Raw genomic sequence first — 20,290 nt, forward strand, 5'->3', positions numbered from 1 at the left:
GACCGTTGGTCTTGCCCCGATCTTGTGCTGAATGCCGATCCTTTGATGAATGCCCGATCCTTTGATGAATGGACGTGACGATATGACCAAGCTGCGTATTGCCTTTATGGGAACCCCGGACTTTGCCCTTGTGGCGCTTAAGGATTTGGTAGCGGCGGGTCATGATGTGGTTTGCGTCTATTCACAGCCGCCACGTCCGGCCGGGCGCGGGCAGAAGGAAACGCCAAGCCCGGTTCATGCCTGGGCCGCTGAACAGGGCATTGAAGTTCGTCATCCGGTGTCGCTTAAATCCGACGAGGAAAAGCAGGCCTTTGCCGATCTTGATCTGGATGTTGCGGTGGTGGCGGCCTATGGCCTGATCCTGCCCAAGGCGATCCTTGATGCGCCGAAATATGGATGCCTGAATATTCATGCGTCATTGCTGCCGCGCTGGCGCGGGGCGGCCCCGATCCAGCGGGCCATTCTGGCCGGTGATGCGGCAACCGGCGTGACCATCATGCAGATGGATGTCGGGCTTGATACCGGCGACATGTTGCTGATCCGCGATATCCCGATTACCGGGGCAACCTATGCCAATGCGCTGCATGATGATTTGGCGGCACTGGGCGGGGAAATGATCGTCGAGGCGCTTGATAAACTGCCAAAAGGTGACCTTGTCGCGACCAAGCAGCCCGAAGACGGCGTGACCTATGCCGCAAAGCTTGAACGTGCCGAGGCGAAGCTTGATTTTGCCGATGATGCGGTAAGTCTGGAACGTAAAATTCGCGCCTTTACTCCGTGGCCGGGGGCCTATTTCGAACTGGGCAACGAGCGCATCAAGGTGCAGGCCGCCGAGGTGATTGATCAATCGGGTGCGGTTGGTGAAATCCTTGATGATGCCCTGACGATTGGCTGTGGCAGCGGGGCATTGCGCCCGATGCGTATTCAGCGTCCGGGCAAGGCCGCGATGGATACCGACGCGGTTCTGCGCGGCTATGACAAACTGGCCAAGGGCGTGGTGCTGGGCTGATGGGAAGCGACGTTGCAAAACCGAAAAGCCCGTCCGTTTCCGACCTGACGATCCGTCCGGCCTTTAATGCCGATGGCGATGGCATCGGGGCATTGATCGAACTGGTTTTTGCCGAATATCCGGGCTGTATTTATGACCGGGTGGCAGAATTCCCGGAACTTGATGCGATTGCCGATGATTTCAAACAGGGCGATGGCCGTATCTGGGTTGCGGTTGATCCGGCAAACCGGGTTCTGGGTTGTTTCGGGATCAAATATGACGCGGCGACACAAGAAGCCGAGCTTCATAAAGTCTATCTGCATCGTGATACCCGCGGTCAGGGCATGGCGCAGAAATTGATGGCCAAGGCATTGGCCTGGCTTGGGCAGACCCATGAAGGTTGTGCGACCGTGATGCTTTGGACCGATACGCGGTTTGAGGCCGGGCATCGGTTCTATGAAAAATGCGGCTTTGCCCGTACTGGCGAAAGCCGCATTCTTGATGATCTGAGCGCATCGTCGGAATATCAGTTCCGAATGGATTTTGGTGCCTATCAAAAGGCCCTGTCGTTCTAAACCAATTTTCCCCGACCTTATTGATCGGCAGACGCGGTCGGCTGTGCCTGTGGTGCGGTGTCGGTCGGGCGACGCACCGCACGGGCATCGCGATAGCCAAGCTCCCACGGCGGGACCGGGGTGAATTTTTCAGCCAGGAAGTCCACAAAGGCACGGACCTTTGGCGACAGGTGGCGTTTATGCGGATACACCGCAGAAATCCATGCCTGATCGTGGACATATTCGGTCAGAACCGGGGTCAGGCGACCGGCCCGGATATCTTCGTGAACCAGATATTCGGCAAGGCGCGCCATGCCAAGACCGGCAAGTACCGCTTCGTGCAGCACATCACCGTCATTGGCCGAGAACGAGCCCTGTGCGCGGAAGGACACGTGACCATCGGGTGTTTCAAAGTGCCAGTCGTTGAAGCTTTCGCGCGATGACAGATGCAAACAGTTGTGGTTTTCGAGATCCTGGGGTTTGCGCGGGATGCCGTTCTTTTCCAGATATTCCGGCGAGGCAACAATCATGCGGCGGTTGACCGCATATTTACGCGCGATCAGTGACGAATCTTCAAGAGCGGACAGGCGAATGGCCAGATCATAGCCATCGTTGACCAGATCGGTGAATTTGTCATCAAGGGTCAGCTCGATCCGCACATCGGGATAGCGGGCCAGGAATTCCGGGATCAGCGGCACCACCTGCATCTTGGTGAAGGCGACCGATGCGTTGATGCGAAGCGTCCCGCGCGGTGCGGCATAAAGCTGGGTGACGACTTCTTCGGCTTCCTCGATCTCGTTTAAGATGGTGCGCGCACGTTCATAAAAGGCGCGGCCTTCCTCGGTCAGGCTGAGCTGACGGGTGGTGCGCATCAAAAGGCGCGCGCCCAGCCGGTCTTCGAGCCGGGAAATGTATTTCGACACGGCTGATGGTGACAGGCGCATTGTCCTTGCCGCGGCTGAGAAGCTGCCTTCTTCAACTGCATGGACAAAGATTTCCATTTCTGCGGCGCGATCCATATCTTGGATTTCCTATTTATGACGTTCTTTCACAAGTAATGTGCATATTGAGCTAATTCTCTTTCCCGGTAAAGAAAATTAGATTGAGTTCATCGAGAGCGACACGGCGTCGCAACGAACGAAATTTTTAGGAGGTCAAGATGGCCACTTACGAAGAAATCACCACCCGTTACATCTCCACCACCGAAATCGAAGCTGGTGTACGTAAAGGTCAGCAGCTGCGCGCTGAGTTCGTAGGTTCCTTCTTCCGCAACCTGTTCAAAGGTTCGGACAAGGCATCCGACATCAAGCACCCGGCCGGTTCTGTTGGCGGTGCTGCCTAATCTGACGAAATACAAACGGTCGAGCGCCGATTGAGTTTCCTCCCCAAGAGGTGCTCCCGTTTGTTGGACTACCGATTTCTATCTAGCGTCTTCCTCCCTATTTGACGCTGTTTTCCCGACTGGCCCGGTCACCTTTGTGATCCGGGCCATTTTTTTTGCGCCACGTTGCCGGGCGGCTTTTGCAAGTATCGGCAAAGGGTTTCCTATCCGTGACGATATGACACAATTCAACCCAGTTCGATTGTGCGCCATCATCGATGTTAACCGGATATGGGGAAACTCGATGCGTTGTTGCCAGACCAATCTGATTTTTCGACGCGCGAAACTCGATGTACCGATTTTCAGTTAATGTGAGTCTTGCGGGCTGACGCCGGGTGGAATGTAAAAGCCCGGTCGTTCTGACAGCCAGGACAGAATACTGATTGCGGTCATGACGATCAGGGTCGCGATCAACATCACCTCGATCGATATATCAGCTGCAAACATCCAGCCATAAATCGCCGGTCCCATTGCGGAAGCCAGAACCATGACCGCGGTCAGTGTGCTGCGCACCGCGCCGATTTCATCGAGTGGCACCAGTTCCGGGATGATGGCGGTCCGCAAGGTGGTTGCGAATCCGACTGTAATGCCGACCAGCCCCATATAAATCAGGATCACAAATGGTTGCTGTCCGATGGCAAGCACGATAATGCCAGCCATCATCGGGATCAGATGCCATGGAAACAGGCGGCGGGCGGAATGTTTGTCAATCAACGGGCCGCTGCCAAAGGCGCCCATCACCGACGTGATGGCAAAAACCGTAAACCCGGCGGCAAACCAGCCAAGTTCGATATCCTTGTGGGTTGAAATAGCCCCCTGATGGAAAAACAGCGCGGTCATGATCAGCGGCGGTGCGGCCAGCATCGGCATGCAGAACCAGACATAAAGTGATCTGAACAGGCGTGGATGTTCGCGATCTGATGATGGCGAGTCGATACTGTTCCCGGCATTAAGGGTCGTTTGCGACTCGCCATTGGCAGCAGTGGTTGTTTTGGCGGTGGCTTTATCTTTGCGGGTTGGGGCGGCGCGGAATTTCTGATCGCCCCTGATCAGAACAATCGCAAGCGGGATCAAAATTCCGACAATAAAGGCCGCCGATCCGGCATAGGTATAGCGCCAGCCAAAGGTCGCAATCAGGGCCAGCAAGGTGGCAGGCAAGATGGCCTCGGCCAAAGGAAAGCCGAAACTGGCCACGGCCAGGGCGCGTCCGCGATGTTTGCTGAAATAGCGCGCGATGCCGGTCATGCTGACATGGGTCATCAATCCCTGTCCGGCGAGGCGCAAGACAAACAGGGCGGCAATCAGCATCCAGACATTACTGGCAAGCGAGATCATCACACAGCCAAGGGCAAGCAGCGCCATGGTCGCAAGGCTGTAGGCAAGGATATCGACCTTGTCGATCCAGCGCCCGACAACCGGCAGGCACAGGGCGCTGCCAATGGTGATCCCGGCATAGATATTGGCAAATTCGGTTTCGTTCAGTCCCAGGCTGGCGGAAATGAACGGCACGAAAAGGGCAACCAGAAAGGTTTGACCAAAGGATGAGCCGAAACTGTGCAATGCGCCAAAGGCAAGCTGCCTTGGGGCCTGACGCAGCAGAAGAAGAAACTGCATGGGAGGTGACGTTTCCGGAGTTAAAGGGGCGCGTACAGGGCTGGATTTATTTGTATGAGTAATACTGTATCGATTCAAACCCGGATGGTCTACTGCCCGGTCGGGTAGGTCGATCAGGGATGAATGCAAAGAAAAAGCCCGCAGACAAAATCTGCGGGCTTTGTTCAATAAGATGGTTAACGGGGATTAGCTTGCGACCGCCGTCGGGGTTGCACCGTTCTTTTTGCTTTTCCACCAGTTCAAGCCAAGAACCGCAAGAAGCACGATGGTGCCGGCGATCTCGGCCTTGATGTCGGGATAGAACACGCCAACCGTGGCCGGAACGATCAGGATACGCGAAACCACGTCCATGTGATCGAACAGGTAGCCTTCAAGTGCGGCGGCAAAGGCCACCAGACATAGGATGGCGGTAAAGCCGGTCCACAGAACGATCGGGATCGAACCACCCAGGACGATTTCCGGATTGAAGACCATGAAGGCCGGGATCAGATACAGACCCTTGGCGAATTTCCAGGCCTGAATACTGGTTTCCATGGGGCTTGCATTGGCGATTGCCGCCCCCGCAAACCCGGCCAGCGCAATGGGCGGTGTCACGTTACTGTCCTGCGAGTACCAGAAGACCACAAGATGGGCGATCAGAAGCGGAATGCCAAACTCGTTCGACAGGGCCGGACCAACCAGAACGATCAGAACGATATAGGATGCCGTGACCGGCAGACCCATGCCGAGGATCAGGCTGGCCAGCAGAACCAGAACAAGCGCCAGAACGATGTTGCCACCCGAAAACGCGATCATCATCGACGAGAATTTCAGGCCAAGGCCGGTCAGGCCAACAACGCCAACAATGATCCCGGCAACCGCACAGGCCATCGAAACGGCGACAGCATTTTTGGCGCCCAGTTCAAGGGCCGCGATGGTGATTTTGACACCGTTTGCCAGGGCCTTTTTCAAGCCGTCATGGGTCGGGTTTTCGCCGTTTTGCGGGGCGACCACGAAATACCAAAGGGCATAACGCAGGGCAGCAACCGCCATAACCGAGATGATGGCCCAGAAACCAACGCGCATCGGCGAAATGTTGAGAACCAGCAGGTAAATCAGGATGCCAAGCGGCAGGATGAACTGCCAGCCTTCCTTGAGAACCGCACGCCAGTCAGGAAGTTCTTCGACCGGCATACCGCGCATGCCGTTTTTCAGCGCAACGATATGCACGAACAGATAAACCGTGCCGAGATACAGGATCGCCGGGAAGATCGAGATCATGACGATATCGAGATACGGCACCTGGGTGTATTCGGAAATCAGGAAGGCACCAGCCCCCATCAGCGGCGGGGTAATCTGACCGCCGGTGGACGCAGCAGCTTCAACGCCACCGGCCTGTGCGGGGCGATAGCCGAGCTTTTTCATCAGCGGAATGGTAAAGGCGCCGGTGGTAACAACGTTGGCAATGGCCGATCCACTGATCGATCCCATGCCAGCCGATGCGAGAACGGCGGCCTTGGCCGGGCCACCAGCCTTTTTGCCAGTTGCGGCATAGGCCATGTCGATAAAGAATTTGCCCGCACCGGTGACTTCAAGGAACGCACCGAACAGTACGAACATGAAGATATAGGTCGCGGCAACCCCCATCGGCAGGCCGTAAATGCCCTCCTGGCCGAGGTAAAGCTGACCGACAAGACGATCAATATCGGCACCGCGATGGGCAAGGATACCGGGCAGCCATTCGCCAAGCCAAGGCAGCGCCCCACGCGGGCCCGACAGGGCATAGATGATGGCGACAACGCCGATCACGGTCATGCCAAGGCCAACGGCGCGGCGGCTTGCTTCCAGCACGGTGATGGTCGCAATCACACCGATGATCAGGTCGGTGTCGCTCCAGAAACCGGCGCGGTTGATGATCGCATCAAGATAGAAGGAAAGATAAAAGCCCGTGGTAAAGGCACCGGCCAGAAAGGCGATATCAATCAGCCATCCCAGTGCTCCGCGCTTCTTGTTGCTGCCAAATGCAGGAAACATCAGGAAGGTCAGGAACATGACGAAGGCAAGATGGATGCTGCGCTGATAGAACAGACCAAGCGGCTCGATCCCGGCACCATACATCTGGAACAGGGAGAGGACGACAGCAACAATCGAGATTGCCAGTGCAACCAGTTTGGGCTGCGGCAATTTGTCCGTCATGGACGGAAACGGTGCCGGTTCAGACATTAAACTTATTCCCCGGTATCAAGGCGGATGGTGACACGCGTGTGTTCAGCCATCTTTGAAAGATAGATTTCGTCACCTTCGGTTGTGACGATACGATGGTTAACCGCAAGTGACCCGACGCGCAGTACATAGGCATTGCCCGGCACCGCTTCGTCGATATCTTCGATCCAGTATCCCCCGCCTTCTGCGCTGGTCAGAACGCCGCGCCCCGGGAAGTGTCCCAGTCCCGCCGCGAAGTCGGGTTGATAGGCGCGATGAAGAACCATCTTGCCAAGATCGTCTACGTAACAGTCGATCACGCCATCCCCGGTAACAGAATGGTTCCAATAAAGGCACCAGCCGGACTGACGCGGTATATCGGTTCGTGCAAGGACCGATCCGTTCTGGCCGATCACCTCAAGATGATCGACGGTGGTACCGGGCTTGATTTCAGTATGACTGGCCGGGCCAGCGCAAGCCGTGACCGAGAGAAGAAGGGCGGCCAGAAGAGGCCGCCCGAACTTTTGCGAAATCATGGACGCAGTTTTTCCGGAATCGGGAAACCGGTTTCTTCGTAGTAACGAAGTGCACCCGGATGCATCGGGATCGGGGTCGAACCCAGTGCGAAGTCAACGGTGGTGTCGTTGGCTGCCGGATGGATGGCGATCAGTTCGTCGACTTTCTCAAAGAGGGTCTTGGTGATCTGGTACGCCAGTTCTTCGTCCATTTCGTCGCTGACAAACAGAACGTTCGGGGTTGAGACGGTGTTAACCGGTGCGGTTACGCCTTCGTAGATGCCTTTACGCAGAGCGTAAGGTGCGAAGGTCGGTTCTGCATCAAGCGCCTTGAGGATCTCGTCATCGGTGAGCGCGATCAGCTTGATGTTGCGGGTGGTTGCAAGGTTCAGGATCGAGCTGGTGGGCGGGCCTACGCTCCAGAAACCGGCATCGATGTCACCATCACGGATCGCATCAGCGGTTTCGTTGAAGTTCAGACGCTGTTCTTCGATGTCATCATAGGTGATGCCATTGGCTGCGAGCAGGGTCTGAGCGGAAACTTCGGTACCCGAACCCGGTGCGCCGACGGAAACGCGTTTGCCTTTAAGGTCGGCAAGGCTGTTGATGCCGCTGTCAGCAAGGGTAACGAGCTGAACTGCGTTCGGGTAGATCGATGCCAGGGCGCGAACGTTGTCGAGCTTGCGGCCTTCGAATTTACCGGTGCCGGTGTAGCCGGCATAAACGGTGTCGGCCAGGCCGATTGCGATGTCACTGTCGCCACGGGAAACGAGGCCCATGTTTTCAACCGATGCACCGGTAACTTCGGCAACGGCGCTGGTGCCGTCGACATATTTGGTGATCAGTTCCGCAAGGCCGCCGCCATACGGATAATAAACGCCGCCGGTCCCGCCGGTTGCGATCGAAAGCTGCTGTGCTGAAGCAGAAGTCGCGGTCAGCATCATGGCTGCGGCTGCTGCGGTAAGCAGAGTACGGAGCTTCATGGTAGTCCTCCCTAGGGTTAACACTTCTAATGTCCAATTAATAAAGATCGCTTCAGAATTCGGTTCTGCACGTTCTTGGTCGGCCAATTGTTATGGCCTGTTATTCTTGGATTTCACGGATATCCGGTGCGGCCGTAATCGGGCAAATAGCCTTCAGCTTCCGGGTCCTGCCATTGCCAGCTTTGTGCTGTGCATTCGGGGCAGGCCGATGAAATCATGTGACGGGATTGGATCAACAAAAACAGCCATTTGGACAACCCGGATGGGTTGGCTGTTTGATCTTCCTCCCTGTGTTTTTGTCATTTTATCATTTTGGTACTCGAATGTGCAATGAGTATGCCAAAAAGGAAATAAAAAATATTGTTTAAATTCAATACGTTATTTTAAGTTGATTTGATGTATCGGCAATATTCCGCCGATATGCCGATTTTAATCGGCGGATTTTTGCCGATATGCAGATTGCTCAGAGTGGTTTGTCGCGCCGAATATTGAGCTTTTTCATCTTCTCGTTCAGGGTTCGGCGTGGGATGTCGAGTTCTTCCATCACCGATTTGACATTGCCGTCATGACGATCAAGCGCATCGCGGATGATGCGTTCTTCGAAATCGCGGACCTGATCAGCCAGTGCAAAGTCACCGGCCGGTTTGCGAACCTGATCAAAACCGCCTTTAAACAGGCGTTTGAACCGTTCTTCGGCACTGCCGACCAGAAGGACATAACGTTCGGCCATGTTTTTAAGTTCGCGGACATTGCCCGACCATTCATGGGATTTAAGCTGGCCAATCAGGGCCGATGTCAGGCGTTCATAGGGGCGTTCAAACCGTTCGGCAGCGCGTTCGGCAAAGATGTCAAACAGCAGTGCGACGTCATCCTTGCGATCACGCAACGGGGCGATGGCAAGTTCAAACGTGTTGATACGAAACAGCAGATCTTCGCGGAATTTGCGGTCATTGACCGCATCAACCAGATCTTCGTTGGTGGCACAGATCAGCCGGAAATCGACCTTGACCGGGGCGTTTGATCCGACCCGAACGACTTCACGCTGTTCGATGACGCGCAGAAGTTTGGCCTGAAGGGCAAGCGGCATGCTGGATATTTCATCCAAAAATAGCGTCCCGCCAATCGCATGTTCGATCCAGCCGATCCGTTGGCCGACAGCACCGGTAAAAGCCCCTTTTTCATGGCCGAACAGTTCACTTTCGGCGGTTGTTTCGGGGATAGCAGCGCAGTTTACGGCGACAAATTTTTCAGCGCGACGGTCGCTGAGATCATGAATGGCGCGTGCGACCAGTTCCTTGCCGGTGCCGGTTTCCCCGGAAATCAGAATCGGGACTTCGGTGGGCGCGATGTTGGCGATTTCGTCTTTCAGGGCGCGCATGGGCAAAGAATTGCCGATCAGGCGACTTTCAAGACTGCCGCGTTGGGCGATTTGTTGGCGAAGGGTCCGGTTTTCCAGAACCAGACGGCGCTTTTCAATGGCGCGTTCGAGGCTTTCGACAATGTCATTAGGTTCGAACGGCTTTTCAACGAAGTCATAGGCACCACTTTTCATCGCCTCGACCGCCATCGGGACGTCGCCATGACCAGTCATCAAGATGACGGGAATATCGGAATCGGCCGACAGGACGGATTTGGTAAAGGTGATGCCATCCAGTTTGGGCATCTTCACATCGGTCAGGATGACACCGGGAAAATCGGGCTTGATATCGCGCAGGGCCGCATTGGCGTCCTCATAGACTGTGACAGAAAAATCAGACAGTTCCAGCCATTGCGACAGGGCCATGCGCATGGCGGCATCATCATCGACAATGATGATATGCGGCTTGGGGTTCTGGTCGTCTGTCTGAGGCGTGGAAGTCACGGTTTATTGTCCCTGAGCAACGGCAATCTTACTTCAAAGCAGGCACCGCCGGTTGTTGTGTTATAGGCTTTGATGGTGCCGCCAAAGTCCCGCACAATGCCATAAGTTACCGAAAGTCCCAAACCGACACCCTGTCCCGGGTCCTTGGTGGTAAAGAACGGGTCAAACAGCAGTGACAGGGTTTCGTCATTCATGCCGGGGCCTGTATCGGTGATGTGCATGATGACATCATCGGCATCGGCGGCAAGATCAATGTAAATGCGTTTGATCGCACTGTTTTCCATCGCATCAAGGGCATTGCGGATGATGTTGACGCAAATCTGTTCGATGCGGACCAGATCGGCCTGAATGATCAGGGGGTGATCGGCTTCATTGCGTTCAAGGGTGCAATTTTCCGAATCAAGCTGCGGGCTTAGAAGTTGAAGGGCGTTGTTCAACGCGATCTTCAGGTCAACCGGTTCGAGAACGCCGGTCGATTTGCGCGAGAATGTTTTAAGCTGGCCTGTGATGGCCCCCATGCGTTCGGTCAGCGATGAAATCTGGCTGATATTTTGATCAAGCTGGTCGGTTTTGCCACGTTCAAGCATCAGCTTGGCGCTGGCGCAGAATGTGCGGATGGCGGTAATCGGCTGATTGATTTCATGGGCGATGGCAGCCGACATCTGACCAAGGGCTGCGAGTTTTCCGGCCTGAACCAGTTCGTTCTGGGTGCCGCGCAGTTCTTCCTCGGTCTTGCGCCGTTCGGTGATTTCTTCTTCAAGGCGGGTATTTAGGGCCTGAATGCGTTCAAGTTCGCGTGCTTCGCGCTGGGAGGCCAGTTTGAGTTCGCGTTCGCGCAAGAACAGGATCAGCAAAACAATCATGCCGCCACCAATGATGGCAATCAGCATGACGGCGGCCTGACGGTCGGTGACCTGATCCATCGAGGTCAGGTAATAAATCCGCCAGTCACTGCCGCGGATGGGTTTGCTGTCAAACAGGTAGCGTTGTGAACTGATGGTGACGATGCCTGATCCCTTGGATAACTGTTGCCCGACATTCAGTGATGTCAGTTCGCGACCGGGATATTGGCGGTTTCGCATGATGCGGGTGCGATCAGCATCAGAGAGGGGCGACAGGGTGCGATATTTCCAGTCGCCGCGACTGGTCAGGGTAATTACGCCATCGGCATCGGCGACAAAGACGGTTTCACCGCCTTCCTGCCAGTTCATTTCCACTTCATCGAGTTCGAGTTTGACGACGACCACACCGATGATTTCGCCATGCTGGAAAATCGGATTGGAAATGAAGACCCCGGCGCGTCCGGTGGTGACACCGATCCCGAAAAAGAACCCTTCGTTCCCGGCAAGGGCCAGACTGTAATAGGGGCGGAATGAATAATCTTCGCCAACGAAACTGTCCGGGGTGTTCCAGTTGCTTGATGCGACCGTGACCCCGGTTTTATCGAGAACATAAAGGGCGGCTGCCCCTGAACGGTTATTGACCCGTTCAAGATAGAGATTGGCGGTCTGGGCCGATTTGGGATCAAAGATCGCCTCGATCACCTGATGGTGGCGGGCGACCACATAGGGCAGGTAACGATAGCGATCAATGGCGGCCCGCAACGAGCTGTCATAAAGGGCAAGGCGGGCCTGACTGGTGGTTTCGAGTTCGCGAATGGTCAGATTCCCGGTCGAACTGACGGCCAGCCAGACCACCAGTGCGGAAATCAGCGTGCCTGCAACGGTCAGGCTTGCGCGACTGAAATTGCGTAACCAGTAAAAAATTGCGGCCTCCGATCCCGTTCGGGACCCTTTTTGTGTTTCGCGCGTTTCCTGATGGATACGTGCATTTGCCCTGATGGGGTGATTGTTATTGGGCGGGATGACGCAAAGTCAATATATGAGGTGATCTGTGGCGAGACGTATCAGTGTATTTGAATAGCCTTAATTATGCCGCAAGCGGTTATTTTTTCGCCACATTGGAATGTAAATTGTATAGTCACCCGATGAATGAACGAATTTTATCTGTCCAGATGAAGAGGTCCAGGTGAGTAAGATCGCACTTGTTGATGACGACCGGAATATCCTGACGTCTGTATCCATGGCTTTGGAAGAAGAAGGTTATGAGGTCCTGACATATTCCGATGGTTCGGAGGCGCTTCATGCCCTGACCAAGGAAGAGCCGGATCTTGCGGTACTTGATATCAAGATGCCGCGTATGGACGGACTGGAGCTTCTGACCCATCTGCGCAAGAAAACCGAAATGCCGGTTATTTTCCTGACCTCGAAAGATGACGAGGTTGATGAACTGACCGGCCTGCGCATGGGTGCAGACGATTATATCAAAAAGCCGTTTTCCCAGCGTTTGCTGATTGAGCGTATCCGCACCCTGTTGCGTCGTTCGGAGATCATGCGGGCGGGTGGTGTTCGCCCGAACGGGTCCGATGACGTGTTGCAGCGTGGTGATCTGGTTCTTGATCCGTCGCGCCACATGTGCAGCTGGAAAGGTCAGCATGTCAACCTGACCGTGACCGAGTTCCTGTTGATCCAGGCACTTGCGAAACATCCGGGCCATGTGAAAAACCGTGATCAGCTGATCGATGCGGCTTACGGCGAACATATCTATGTCGATGACCGTACCATCGACAGCCACATCAAGCGCCTGCGAAAGAAGTTCCGTGAAACCGACAAGGAATTCAAGGAAATCGAGACCCTGTATGGTGTCGGCTATCGGTATCGTGATTCTGCCACTGTGGCAGGCTGATTTGATGGATTCTGATGCCGGAACAACCATGTTCCGGCATCATTGATTTTGCAGACCCGATCAATCCGGGTCAGTTATGCAGGTTTGAATGAGCGATCTAAGCGCTGGCGATCAGGACCAGACGACAAGCCAGTCCGAAACACGGACGGCACGCATAGAGGAACGCCACGGGCTGTTTTCCCCTTTGACCTGGCGCATTCTGGCGGTGAATGCGCTGGCTTTGTTTGTGCTGGTGGCGGGTATTCTGTATCTGGGGCGCTATAAGCAGGAACTCATTCATTCCGAACTTGAAGCCATGGCCGTTCAGGCCGAGATGTATGCCGCCGCCCTTTCGACATCCGCTGTCAGTTCCGAAGATGATGCAACCAACCGCGTGAAACTTGAAGTCGCCCGCGAAATGGTGCGCCGTCTTGTAGGCATTACCGGGGCGCGCACGCGCCTGTTTGCCACCAACGGCAAACTGATGGCTGATAGCCGCAATATCCAGTCATTTGGCGCGGGCACCATTCAGGCCGAAGACCTTCCGGCACCGGGCGATGAAGATGCCTTTGCAGATATCATGCGCACCCTGACCGACGGGCTTTTGACCCTGTTTGAAGGCGAACAGCCGCTGCCACTTTATGTTGATCCGCCGGTCGCCAGTGCGGCCGATTACCCGGAAGTCCGCGCCGCACTTGCGGGCTATTCGCGTGGTGTGGTGCGGGTTGATAGCCAGGGACGCCGGGTATTGTCGGTGTCTGTGCCGGTGGCACGGTTCAAGCAGGTTTTGGCATCGGTGATGCTGACCAAAAGCGGCGAGCAGATTGAAAGTGCGCTGCATGCGGTTCGGCTTGATATCCTGAAAATCTTTGTTTTTGCGTTCGGGATCACGGTGTTGCTGTCGATTTATCTGGCCGGGGTGATCACCCGGCCGCTTAACCGGTTGGCGCGGGCCGCCGAACGGGTCCGGCGCAGCAAGAACCGGCAGTTCACCATCCCCGATCTTTCGGACCGGCGCGACGAGATTGGCGATCTTTCGACCACGCTTCGCGATATGACCGAAACCCTTTGGGATCGTATGGATGCGATTGAACGGTTTGCCGCCGACGTGGCGCACGAGATCAAAAACCCGCTGACGTCGCTTCGCAGTGCGGTCGAAACCGCGACCCGCCTTAAGGACCCGGAACGCCAGCGCCGCCTGATGGAAATCATCGCCGAAGACGTGCAGCGCCTTGATCGACTGATCAGTGACATTTCCGATTATTCGCGCATGGATGCCGAACTTTCGCGTGCCGAAAGCGAAGATGTTGATTTGCGTGTTCTGCTGCAAACGCTGGGCGAACTTTATAACGCCGATCCATCCGGCCCGCGTATCAAGGTTTCGGTGCCCGAAGATTTGCATGTTCCGGCGCTTGAAAGCCGTTTGACCCAGGTGTTCAGAAACCTGATTTCAAATGCGATTACCTTTAGTCCCGAGGGGGGTGAAGTCCGTGTTCGCGCCTGGCAGGACAAGGATCGTGTTGTGATCACGATCGAGGATGACGGGCCGGGCATTCCGCCGGGCAAGGAAGAGGCGATCTTTAACCGCTTCTATACAGAGCGCCCGGCGACCGAGAAATTCGGCCAGCATTCCGGCCTTGGTCTTTCGATCTCCAAACGGATTATTTCCGCCCATAATGGTGAACTCGGGGCGCAGAATCGCTTGGTTGACGGCGAGGTCAAAGGGGCGATCTTTACCATCCACCTGCCGCAGAAATAGGGCGTTCCCGCGTTAAAAACCGCCAAACGCTTATGCGGGAGGGTAGGTCTGCATGTTTGGTGTTTGACAACAAACGTCCATCCCCGCATCGTTTCGGGATTATGTCCCAGCTTCATGCAAATTGTATCGGGATTGGTGAGCACGCGCTTTTGCTGCGCGGTGCGTCCGGTTCAGGTAAATCCAGTATTTCTCTGCGCTTGATCAATGCGGGGGCCTTTCTGATCGCTGATGATCGGACAGACGTTACCGCACGTGACGGACGGCTGATTGCGACCGCACCGCCGACGATTGCCGGGTTGTGCGAAGTGCGCGGGATTGGCATCGTGCGCGGATTGCCCTACCGGGACCAGGGCGATGTCAGGGTTTTGATTGATCTGGTCGAGGATTGTGATCTTGTTGATAGGATGCCTGATTACGCATCAGAAGAGATTTGTGGCATAACTGTCCCGCGTTGGACATTATGTGCATCCGATCTGGCGATTGAGGCCAAGATCAGGATAGCTTTGGCGCTTGCGACCGATGAATTGCGACTTGAATCCTAGGGAAGCTGTTTTGCAAAAGACCTCCGACCAATCCCGTGATGACCAGAATGCCGCACCCGGCAGCTTTGATGGCAAAAGCGGTCTTGTCCTTGTGACCGGTGTGTCGGGGGCAGGACGCACCACCACTTTGAAGATTCTTGAGGATTTCGGGTTTGATGCGGTGGATAACCTGCCGCTTCGGATGTTGTCGGCATTGGTGCCCAGTGATTGCCACCCGGATCGTCCGATTGCCATCGGGCTTGATATCCGTACCCGTGATTTCGGCGTTGATCAGTTTGTCGAGATTGTCGAACGTCTGCGCAAGCAGACCGGCATGGTGCCTATGATGATCTATGTCGATGCCGAGACATCAGTCCTTCAGCGGCGCTTTACCGAGACCCGGCGTCCGCATCCCTTAAGCCATGACCGGCCGCTGGTTGATGCGATCGAGCATGAAAAACGCCTGATGGCGCCGATTGCGGCGACGGCGGACATGCGGATTGATACATCGCGGATGAAATCGGCCGAGCTTCGCAAGATTCTTCAGGACCAGTTTGATATTGGCGAAAACGAAGGCATGGCGATCTTTGTCAAAAGCTTTTCGTTCCGCCAAGGGGTGCCCGCAGAGGCCGATCTGGTTTTTGACGTTCGCTTTCTGCGCAACCCGCATTATGATCCCGAGCTTCGCCTGCTGACCGGGATGAATGATCGGGTAGGCAAATATATTGAAGAAGACCCGGACTTCTCCGGGTTTGTGACCCGTCTGAAAGCAATGCTGGAGCCGATCCTGCCGCGCTATGCGCAAGAAGGGAAAAGCTACCTGACCATCGCAATCGGATGTACGGGTGGACAACATCGTTCGGTTTATATCGCACGGATACTCAATGACTGGATTGCCGATCTGGGATATGACACACATCTCGGGCATCGGGACAAACCAGACGAACCGGCATCGGGGGAGTGAATAATATGGAGAAAACTGCATGATCGGGATGGTGCTGGTCACCCATGGCGATCTCGCGAAAGAGTTCGTATCTGCCTTGCAGCACGTCGTTGGCGAGCAGGAAAATGTCGCAGCGGTCTGTATCGGACCGGATGACGACATGGAGCAACGCCGTTCGGACATTCTTGCCAGCGTCGAAAAAGTCGATAGCGGCAAGGGTGTTGTCCTTTTGACGGACATGTTTGGCGGGACTCCTTCGAACCTGGCAATTTCCATCATGGAACAGGCACATGTCGAAGTGATCGCAGGGGTTAATTTACCTTTGCTGATCAAACTGGCATCAGTGCGTATTGACGGGACGCTGGCCGAGACGGTCAATGCGGCTCAGGACGCCGGGCGTAAATATATCAACGTTGCGTCGCGTCTTCTGAGTGGCGAGGAATAAGACGGTAACAAAAATAAGAAGGCCGGATGTGGTGCGATCAAGCATCCGGCTGGCGGGGACATAGATGGCGCAAAAGGAAAAACGTATCCTTACGATTAGCAACCAGCGCGGTTTGCACGCGCGGGCGGCTGCGAAATTTGTTAAACTGGCTGGTGAATTCGAATCCAGCATTATGGTGCGCAATCGGGGCACCGAAGTTTCGGGCGTGTCGATCATGGGTCTTATGATGCTTGCCGCATCGATTGGCACCGAGATCGAGGTCGAAGCCACCGGACCGGACGCGGTTAAGGCGATAGAGGCCCTTAACGAACTGGTTGATGCGAAATTCGACGAAGAATAACCGGACTTCAAAGACCAGAGACTTCTGACTTTCGGGAAAACAACAAGAACAGGTTCTGACCCCAGGTTTGCAAGTTCCGCCAAAAGACCAAACCATACCAGAAGACCATTCAACCGGCGTCCGGCGGGTTATTACCGGATTGGGCGCATCGGGCGGCATCGTGATTGGTCGGGCCTTTGTTCTGGATCGCCAATATATCCAGGTCAGCCGTAAACCGATTGCCGAGGACGCGGTTCAGGCCGAATGCAAACGCCTGCATGACGGCGTTTCCGAAAGCATCGATCAGCTTAAACGCCTTAAATCCCAATCATCGACCGCCGACAGTGCCGCATCCGAGGAGCTTGGCTTCCTTCTGGATGCCTATATCCACATGCTTACACAGTCGCGCCTTGTCCGCGGGGCGGAAGAACTGATTGTTTCGCGCAAGCTGAATGCGGTTCATGCGGTCAGCGAGGTGATTGACGCCATCGCCACCCAGTTTTCGGGAATGGATGATCGCTATATCGCGGCGCGTGCCACTGATATTCGCGAGGTTGGCCTGCGCCTGATGCGCTGTCTGATGGGGGAAACCGACCGGGCGGTGGACAAGGCCCCGAAGGGCTCGATCCTGATTGCCGAGGATGTCAGTCCGGCTGATATGGCCCGGTTCGAGCCGGGTCAGTTAACCGCCTTTGTCACCGCCCTTGGCGGGGCAGAGGGCCATACAGCGATTATGGCGCGATCCCTTGGTATTCCGGCGGTATTGGGGGCTGCGGATATTATTCGCGGTGTATCGGGCGGTGATCAGATCATTGTCGACGGCGGACGGGGTGAAGTGATCCTGTCACCATCCGAGGCCGATATTGCGCATTACAGTCAACGGCGCACAGACTGGCTTGCCGCACGTGACAAGCTGGCATCCCTTCGTGATGTGCCATCGGCAACGCGCGACGGGGTTGATATTGATCTTCATGCCAATATCGAATTGCCGATTGAACTTTCGGCTGCCCTTGAAAACGGCGCGACGGGCATCGGGCTTTTGCGCAGTGAATTCATGTTCATGAACAAGGATTACCTGCCCGACGAAGACGAGCAATACGAAGAACTGGCCGATATTGTAAAACGGATGGGCGGCAAGCCGGTGACGATCCGTACCCTTGATATTGGCGGGGAAAAGCTTGCGGTGGCCCTGCAAAATGAAATGGGTTCGGGACCGAACCCGGCATTGGGATTGCGCGGCATCCGGTTGTCACTTCGGAAATCCGAACTTCTCGAAGCACAGTTTGCCGCCATTTTGCGTGCATCCTTGCATGGTCCGATCCGGGTTCTGATCCCGATGGTGGTCGGGGTGCATGAAATGACCCGGGCGCGCCAGATTTACGAAGCGGTGGCCAGACGCCTACGCAAGGACGGGCATGCCATCCCGGAAACATTGCCGCCACTGGGCGCGATGATTGAAATTCCGGCAGCGGCGATTGCCATCGATACCCTTTCGCGGGAATGCGATTTCTTTGCCATCGGCACCAATGACCTTACGCAATATACCCTTGCGATTGACCGGACCGATGATCAGGTGGCGGGGCTTTATGATCCGCTTAACCCGGCGGTTTTGCGGTTGATCCGGGATGTCATCCGGGTGGCGGGCGAACGCGATATCCCGGTTAGTGTCTGTGGCGAGATGGCGGGTGATCCGCGCTATGTGCCGCTTTTCATCGGGTTTGGTTTGCGTAACCTTTCGATGTCGCCGGTCAATCTTTTACCGGTTAAACAGCGGTTGCGCCGCCTTGATACCCGCAATTCCGAACATCAGGCCAGCCGCGTGATGGAACAGTGGGATTCGGCCCGCATCGCCATGATGCTTGATGATTTCAACGATCTTGCCTGATTGCGGATTCAGAGCGGCGAGGTCTGGCCGGTTGGTCACGGCCTTGTTTGGCGCATTATGTATCACGACATAGGGGACTGCCTTGCGCTGTCCCGGTCTTTCACCACGAAGTCCGACGGATTTCGGGGCGTGATTGCCTGTGGAATGCAGCATGTTTTGCATTCGGGCAAAAAAAGACTTGAAAACGATATAAAGAAATCTTTATATGTGACCCATCGCGGTCAGGGAAATGATCGCAACAGAATTTCTCGGCGTATCGGCAGGACAGAAGTCCGTGGCGGATGCGCCATTCCTGTTTGATTGGAGACGACATGTCGAACTTTACCGATTACAAGGTCGCAGACATCTCGCTGGCCGGTTGGGGCCGCAAGGAAATCGCGATTGCTGAAACCGAGATGCCGGGCCTGATGGCGCTGCGCGAAGAGTATGGCAGCTCACAGCCGCTTGCTGGCGCACGTATCGTCGGTTGCCTGCACATGACCATTCAGACCGCGGTTCTGATCGAGACCCTGACGGCACTTGGTGCAGAAGTTCGCTGGTCTTCGTGCAACATCTTCTCGACCCAGGATCAGGCTGCTGCGGCGATTGCTGCTGCTGAAATCCCGGTATTTGCCTGGAAAGGCGAAACCGAGGAAGAATTCTGGTGGTGCATCGAGCAGACCATTTCCGGCCCGGACGGCTGGAAGCCGAACCTTATTCTTGACGATGGCGGCGACGTTACCCAGCTGATCCACGACAAGTATCCGGAACTTCTTGAAGACATCAAAGGTCTGTCGGAAGAAACCACCACCGGTGTTCACCGCCTTTATGAAATGGCGAAAAAAGGCACCCTTAAGGTTCCGGCGATCAACGTCAATGACTCGGTCACCAAGTCGAAATTCGACAACCTGTATGGTTGCCGTGAGTCGCTTGTTGATGGCATCAAACGCGCAACCGACGTGATGGTTGCGGGCAAGATTGCTGTTGTTGCCGGCTTTGGCGACGTGGGCAAAGGTTCTGCTGCTTCGATGCGCAGCCAAGGTGCCCGTGTTCTCGTGACCGAAATCGATCCGATCTGCGCATTGCAGGCCGCGATGGAAGGTTACGAAGTCACCACCATGGAAGACGCTGCACCGGTTGGCGATATCTTTGTCACCACCACCGGTAACATCGACATCATCACGCTTGACCACATGCGTGCGATGAAAGACCGCGCAATTGTTTGCAACATCGGTCACTTCGATTCCGAAATCCAGATCGGTTCGCTGCGTAACTACAAGTGGGACAACGTCAAGCCGCAGGTCGACGAAGTCGAATTCCCGGATGGCAAGCGTCTGATCGTTCTGGCCGAAGGCCGTCTGGTCAACCTTGGTTGCGCAACCGGTCACCCGAGCTTTGTTATGTCTGCTTCCTTCACCAACCAGGTGCTGGCACAGATCGAGCTTTGGAAAAACCACGGCAACTACGAAAACAAGGTTTATGTCCTGCCGAAACACCTTGATGAGAAAGTTGCAGCCCTGCACCTTGACCGTCTTGGCGTGAAACTGACCAAGCTTTCCAGCGAACAGGCCGAATATATCGGCGTTCCGCAGGCTGGTCCGTTCAAGCCGGATCATTACCGCTACTAATCGGTATTTG

The 20,290-nt window shown here is 55.3% G+C and carries 19 protein-coding genes; 11 read left to right on the top strand and 8 right to left on the bottom strand.

Annotated elements, in window-relative coordinates; all coding sequences use genetic code 11:
- The first annotated feature begins 82 nt into the window (after nucleotides 1–82).
- Both fmt and TH19_RS02015 read left to right on the top strand, forming a co-directional pair.
- Nucleotides 83–1,009 carry a methionyl-tRNA formyltransferase gene (gene fmt / locus TH19_RS02010; protein WP_181846278.1) on the top strand — a complete coding sequence of 309 codons (927 nt, stop codon included), beginning with the start codon at nucleotides 83–85 and terminating at the stop codon, nucleotides 1,007–1,009.
- Nucleotides 1,009–1,563, top strand: a complete 555-nt coding sequence (locus tag TH19_RS02015; RefSeq protein WP_114100632.1) for a GNAT family N-acetyltransferase — start codon at nucleotides 1,009–1,011, stop codon at nucleotides 1,561–1,563. The genes fmt and TH19_RS02015 overlap by 1 nt, the downstream gene beginning before the upstream one ends.
- Before the next feature lie 17 nt (nucleotides 1,564–1,580).
- Here TH19_RS02015 and TH19_RS02020 read toward each other — a convergent pair whose 3' ends face one another.
- Nucleotides 1,581–2,561, bottom strand: coding sequence for a LysR family transcriptional regulator (locus tag TH19_RS02020; protein WP_114100633.1), 981 nt, complete (start codon nucleotides 2,559–2,561; stop codon nucleotides 1,581–1,583).
- Nucleotides 2,562–2,701: 140 nt separating this feature from the next.
- Here TH19_RS02020 and TH19_RS02025 point away from each other — a divergent pair, with 140 nt between their 5' ends.
- Entirely contained in the window at nucleotides 2,702–2,884 is a 183-nt protein-coding gene (locus TH19_RS02025; protein WP_114100634.1) for a hypothetical protein, read from the top strand.
- 345 nt (nucleotides 2,885–3,229) lie between these two features.
- Here TH19_RS02025 and TH19_RS02030 read toward each other — a convergent pair whose 3' ends face one another.
- The 7 genes from TH19_RS02030 to TH19_RS02055 all read right to left on the bottom strand — a co-directional run bounded on the left by TH19_RS02030 (nucleotide 3,230) and on the right by TH19_RS02055 (nucleotide 11,774).
- Entirely contained in the window at nucleotides 3,230–4,537 is a 1,308-nt protein-coding gene (locus tag TH19_RS02030) for an MFS transporter (RefSeq protein ID WP_114100635.1), read from the bottom strand.
- Nucleotides 4,538–4,723: 186 nt separating this feature from the next.
- Entirely contained in the window at nucleotides 4,724–6,739 is a 2,016-nt protein-coding gene (locus TH19_RS02035) for a TRAP transporter permease (protein WP_114100636.1), read from the bottom strand.
- A gap of 5 nt (nucleotides 6,740–6,744) precedes the next feature.
- Nucleotides 6,745–7,254 (bottom strand): DUF1850 domain-containing protein, encoded by a 510-nt coding sequence (locus tag TH19_RS02040; RefSeq protein WP_114100637.1) that lies wholly within the window; start codon nucleotides 7,252–7,254, stop codon nucleotides 6,745–6,747.
- On the bottom strand, nucleotides 7,251–8,216 hold the full coding sequence (locus TH19_RS02045; protein ID WP_114100638.1) for a TAXI family TRAP transporter solute-binding subunit: 966 nt from the start codon (nucleotides 8,214–8,216) through the stop codon (nucleotides 7,251–7,253). The genes TH19_RS02040 and TH19_RS02045 overlap by 4 nt, the downstream gene beginning before the upstream one ends.
- Before the next feature lie 113 nt (nucleotides 8,217–8,329).
- Nucleotides 8,330–8,452 (bottom strand): hypothetical protein, encoded by a 123-nt coding sequence (locus TH19_RS22985; protein ID WP_258547783.1) that lies wholly within the window; start codon nucleotides 8,450–8,452, stop codon nucleotides 8,330–8,332.
- Nucleotides 8,453–8,679: 227 nt separating this feature from the next.
- Nucleotides 8,680–10,077: a sigma-54-dependent transcriptional regulator gene (locus tag TH19_RS02050; protein WP_258547784.1), complete on the bottom strand. Its 1,398-nt coding sequence runs from the start codon at nucleotides 10,075–10,077 to the stop codon at nucleotides 8,680–8,682.
- Entirely contained in the window at nucleotides 10,074–11,774 is a 1,701-nt protein-coding gene (locus tag TH19_RS02055) for a sensor histidine kinase (protein WP_258547785.1), read from the bottom strand. The genes TH19_RS02050 and TH19_RS02055 overlap by 4 nt, the downstream gene beginning before the upstream one ends.
- A gap of 331 nt (nucleotides 11,775–12,105) precedes the next feature.
- On the opposite strand from TH19_RS02055, the gene TH19_RS02060 reads away from it, so the two are divergent.
- The 8 genes from TH19_RS02060 (at nucleotide 12,106) to ahcY (ending at nucleotide 20,280) form a co-directional block, all read left to right on the top strand.
- A complete protein-coding gene (locus TH19_RS02060; protein WP_101246917.1) occupies nucleotides 12,106–12,822 on the top strand; it encodes a response regulator transcription factor in 717 nt (238 codons plus the stop codon).
- Nucleotides 12,823–12,910: 88 nt separating this feature from the next.
- Nucleotides 12,911–14,560 (top strand): stimulus-sensing domain-containing protein, encoded by a 1,650-nt coding sequence (locus TH19_RS02065; RefSeq protein WP_258547786.1) that lies wholly within the window; start codon nucleotides 12,911–12,913, stop codon nucleotides 14,558–14,560.
- Between the two features lie 59 nt (nucleotides 14,561–14,619).
- Nucleotides 14,620–15,102 carry an HPr kinase/phosphorylase gene (locus TH19_RS02070; RefSeq protein WP_258547787.1) on the top strand — a complete coding sequence of 161 codons (483 nt, stop codon included), beginning with the start codon at nucleotides 14,620–14,622 and terminating at the stop codon, nucleotides 15,100–15,102.
- A gap of 10 nt (nucleotides 15,103–15,112) precedes the next feature.
- A complete protein-coding gene (gene rapZ, locus TH19_RS02075; RefSeq protein WP_114100641.1) occupies nucleotides 15,113–16,045 on the top strand; it encodes an RNase adapter RapZ in 933 nt (310 codons plus the stop codon).
- Between the two features lie 19 nt (nucleotides 16,046–16,064).
- The gene (locus TH19_RS02080; RefSeq protein WP_114100642.1) at nucleotides 16,065–16,469 is read left to right on the top strand and encodes a PTS sugar transporter subunit IIA; all 405 of its coding nucleotides are present in this window, start codon (nucleotides 16,065–16,067) and stop codon (nucleotides 16,467–16,469) included.
- Between the two features lie 64 nt (nucleotides 16,470–16,533).
- Nucleotides 16,534–16,809, top strand: coding sequence for an HPr family phosphocarrier protein (locus TH19_RS02085; protein WP_114096144.1), 276 nt, complete (start codon nucleotides 16,534–16,536; stop codon nucleotides 16,807–16,809).
- Nucleotides 16,810–16,876: 67 nt separating this feature from the next.
- The gene (ptsP, locus tag TH19_RS02090; RefSeq protein ID WP_181846269.1) at nucleotides 16,877–18,673 is read left to right on the top strand and encodes a phosphoenolpyruvate--protein phosphotransferase; all 1,797 of its coding nucleotides are present in this window, start codon (nucleotides 16,877–16,879) and stop codon (nucleotides 18,671–18,673) included.
- Between the two features lie 311 nt (nucleotides 18,674–18,984).
- Nucleotides 18,985–20,280 (top strand): adenosylhomocysteinase, encoded by a 1,296-nt coding sequence (gene ahcY, locus TH19_RS02100; RefSeq protein WP_114100780.1) that lies wholly within the window; start codon nucleotides 18,985–18,987, stop codon nucleotides 20,278–20,280.
- Nucleotides 20,281–20,290: the final 10 nt, after the last annotated feature.

Source organism: Thalassospira profundimaris, assembly GCF_003326675.1.
In the GTDB taxonomy this organism is placed as follows: domain Bacteria; phylum Pseudomonadota; class Alphaproteobacteria; order Rhodospirillales; family Thalassospiraceae; genus Thalassospira; species Thalassospira aquimaris.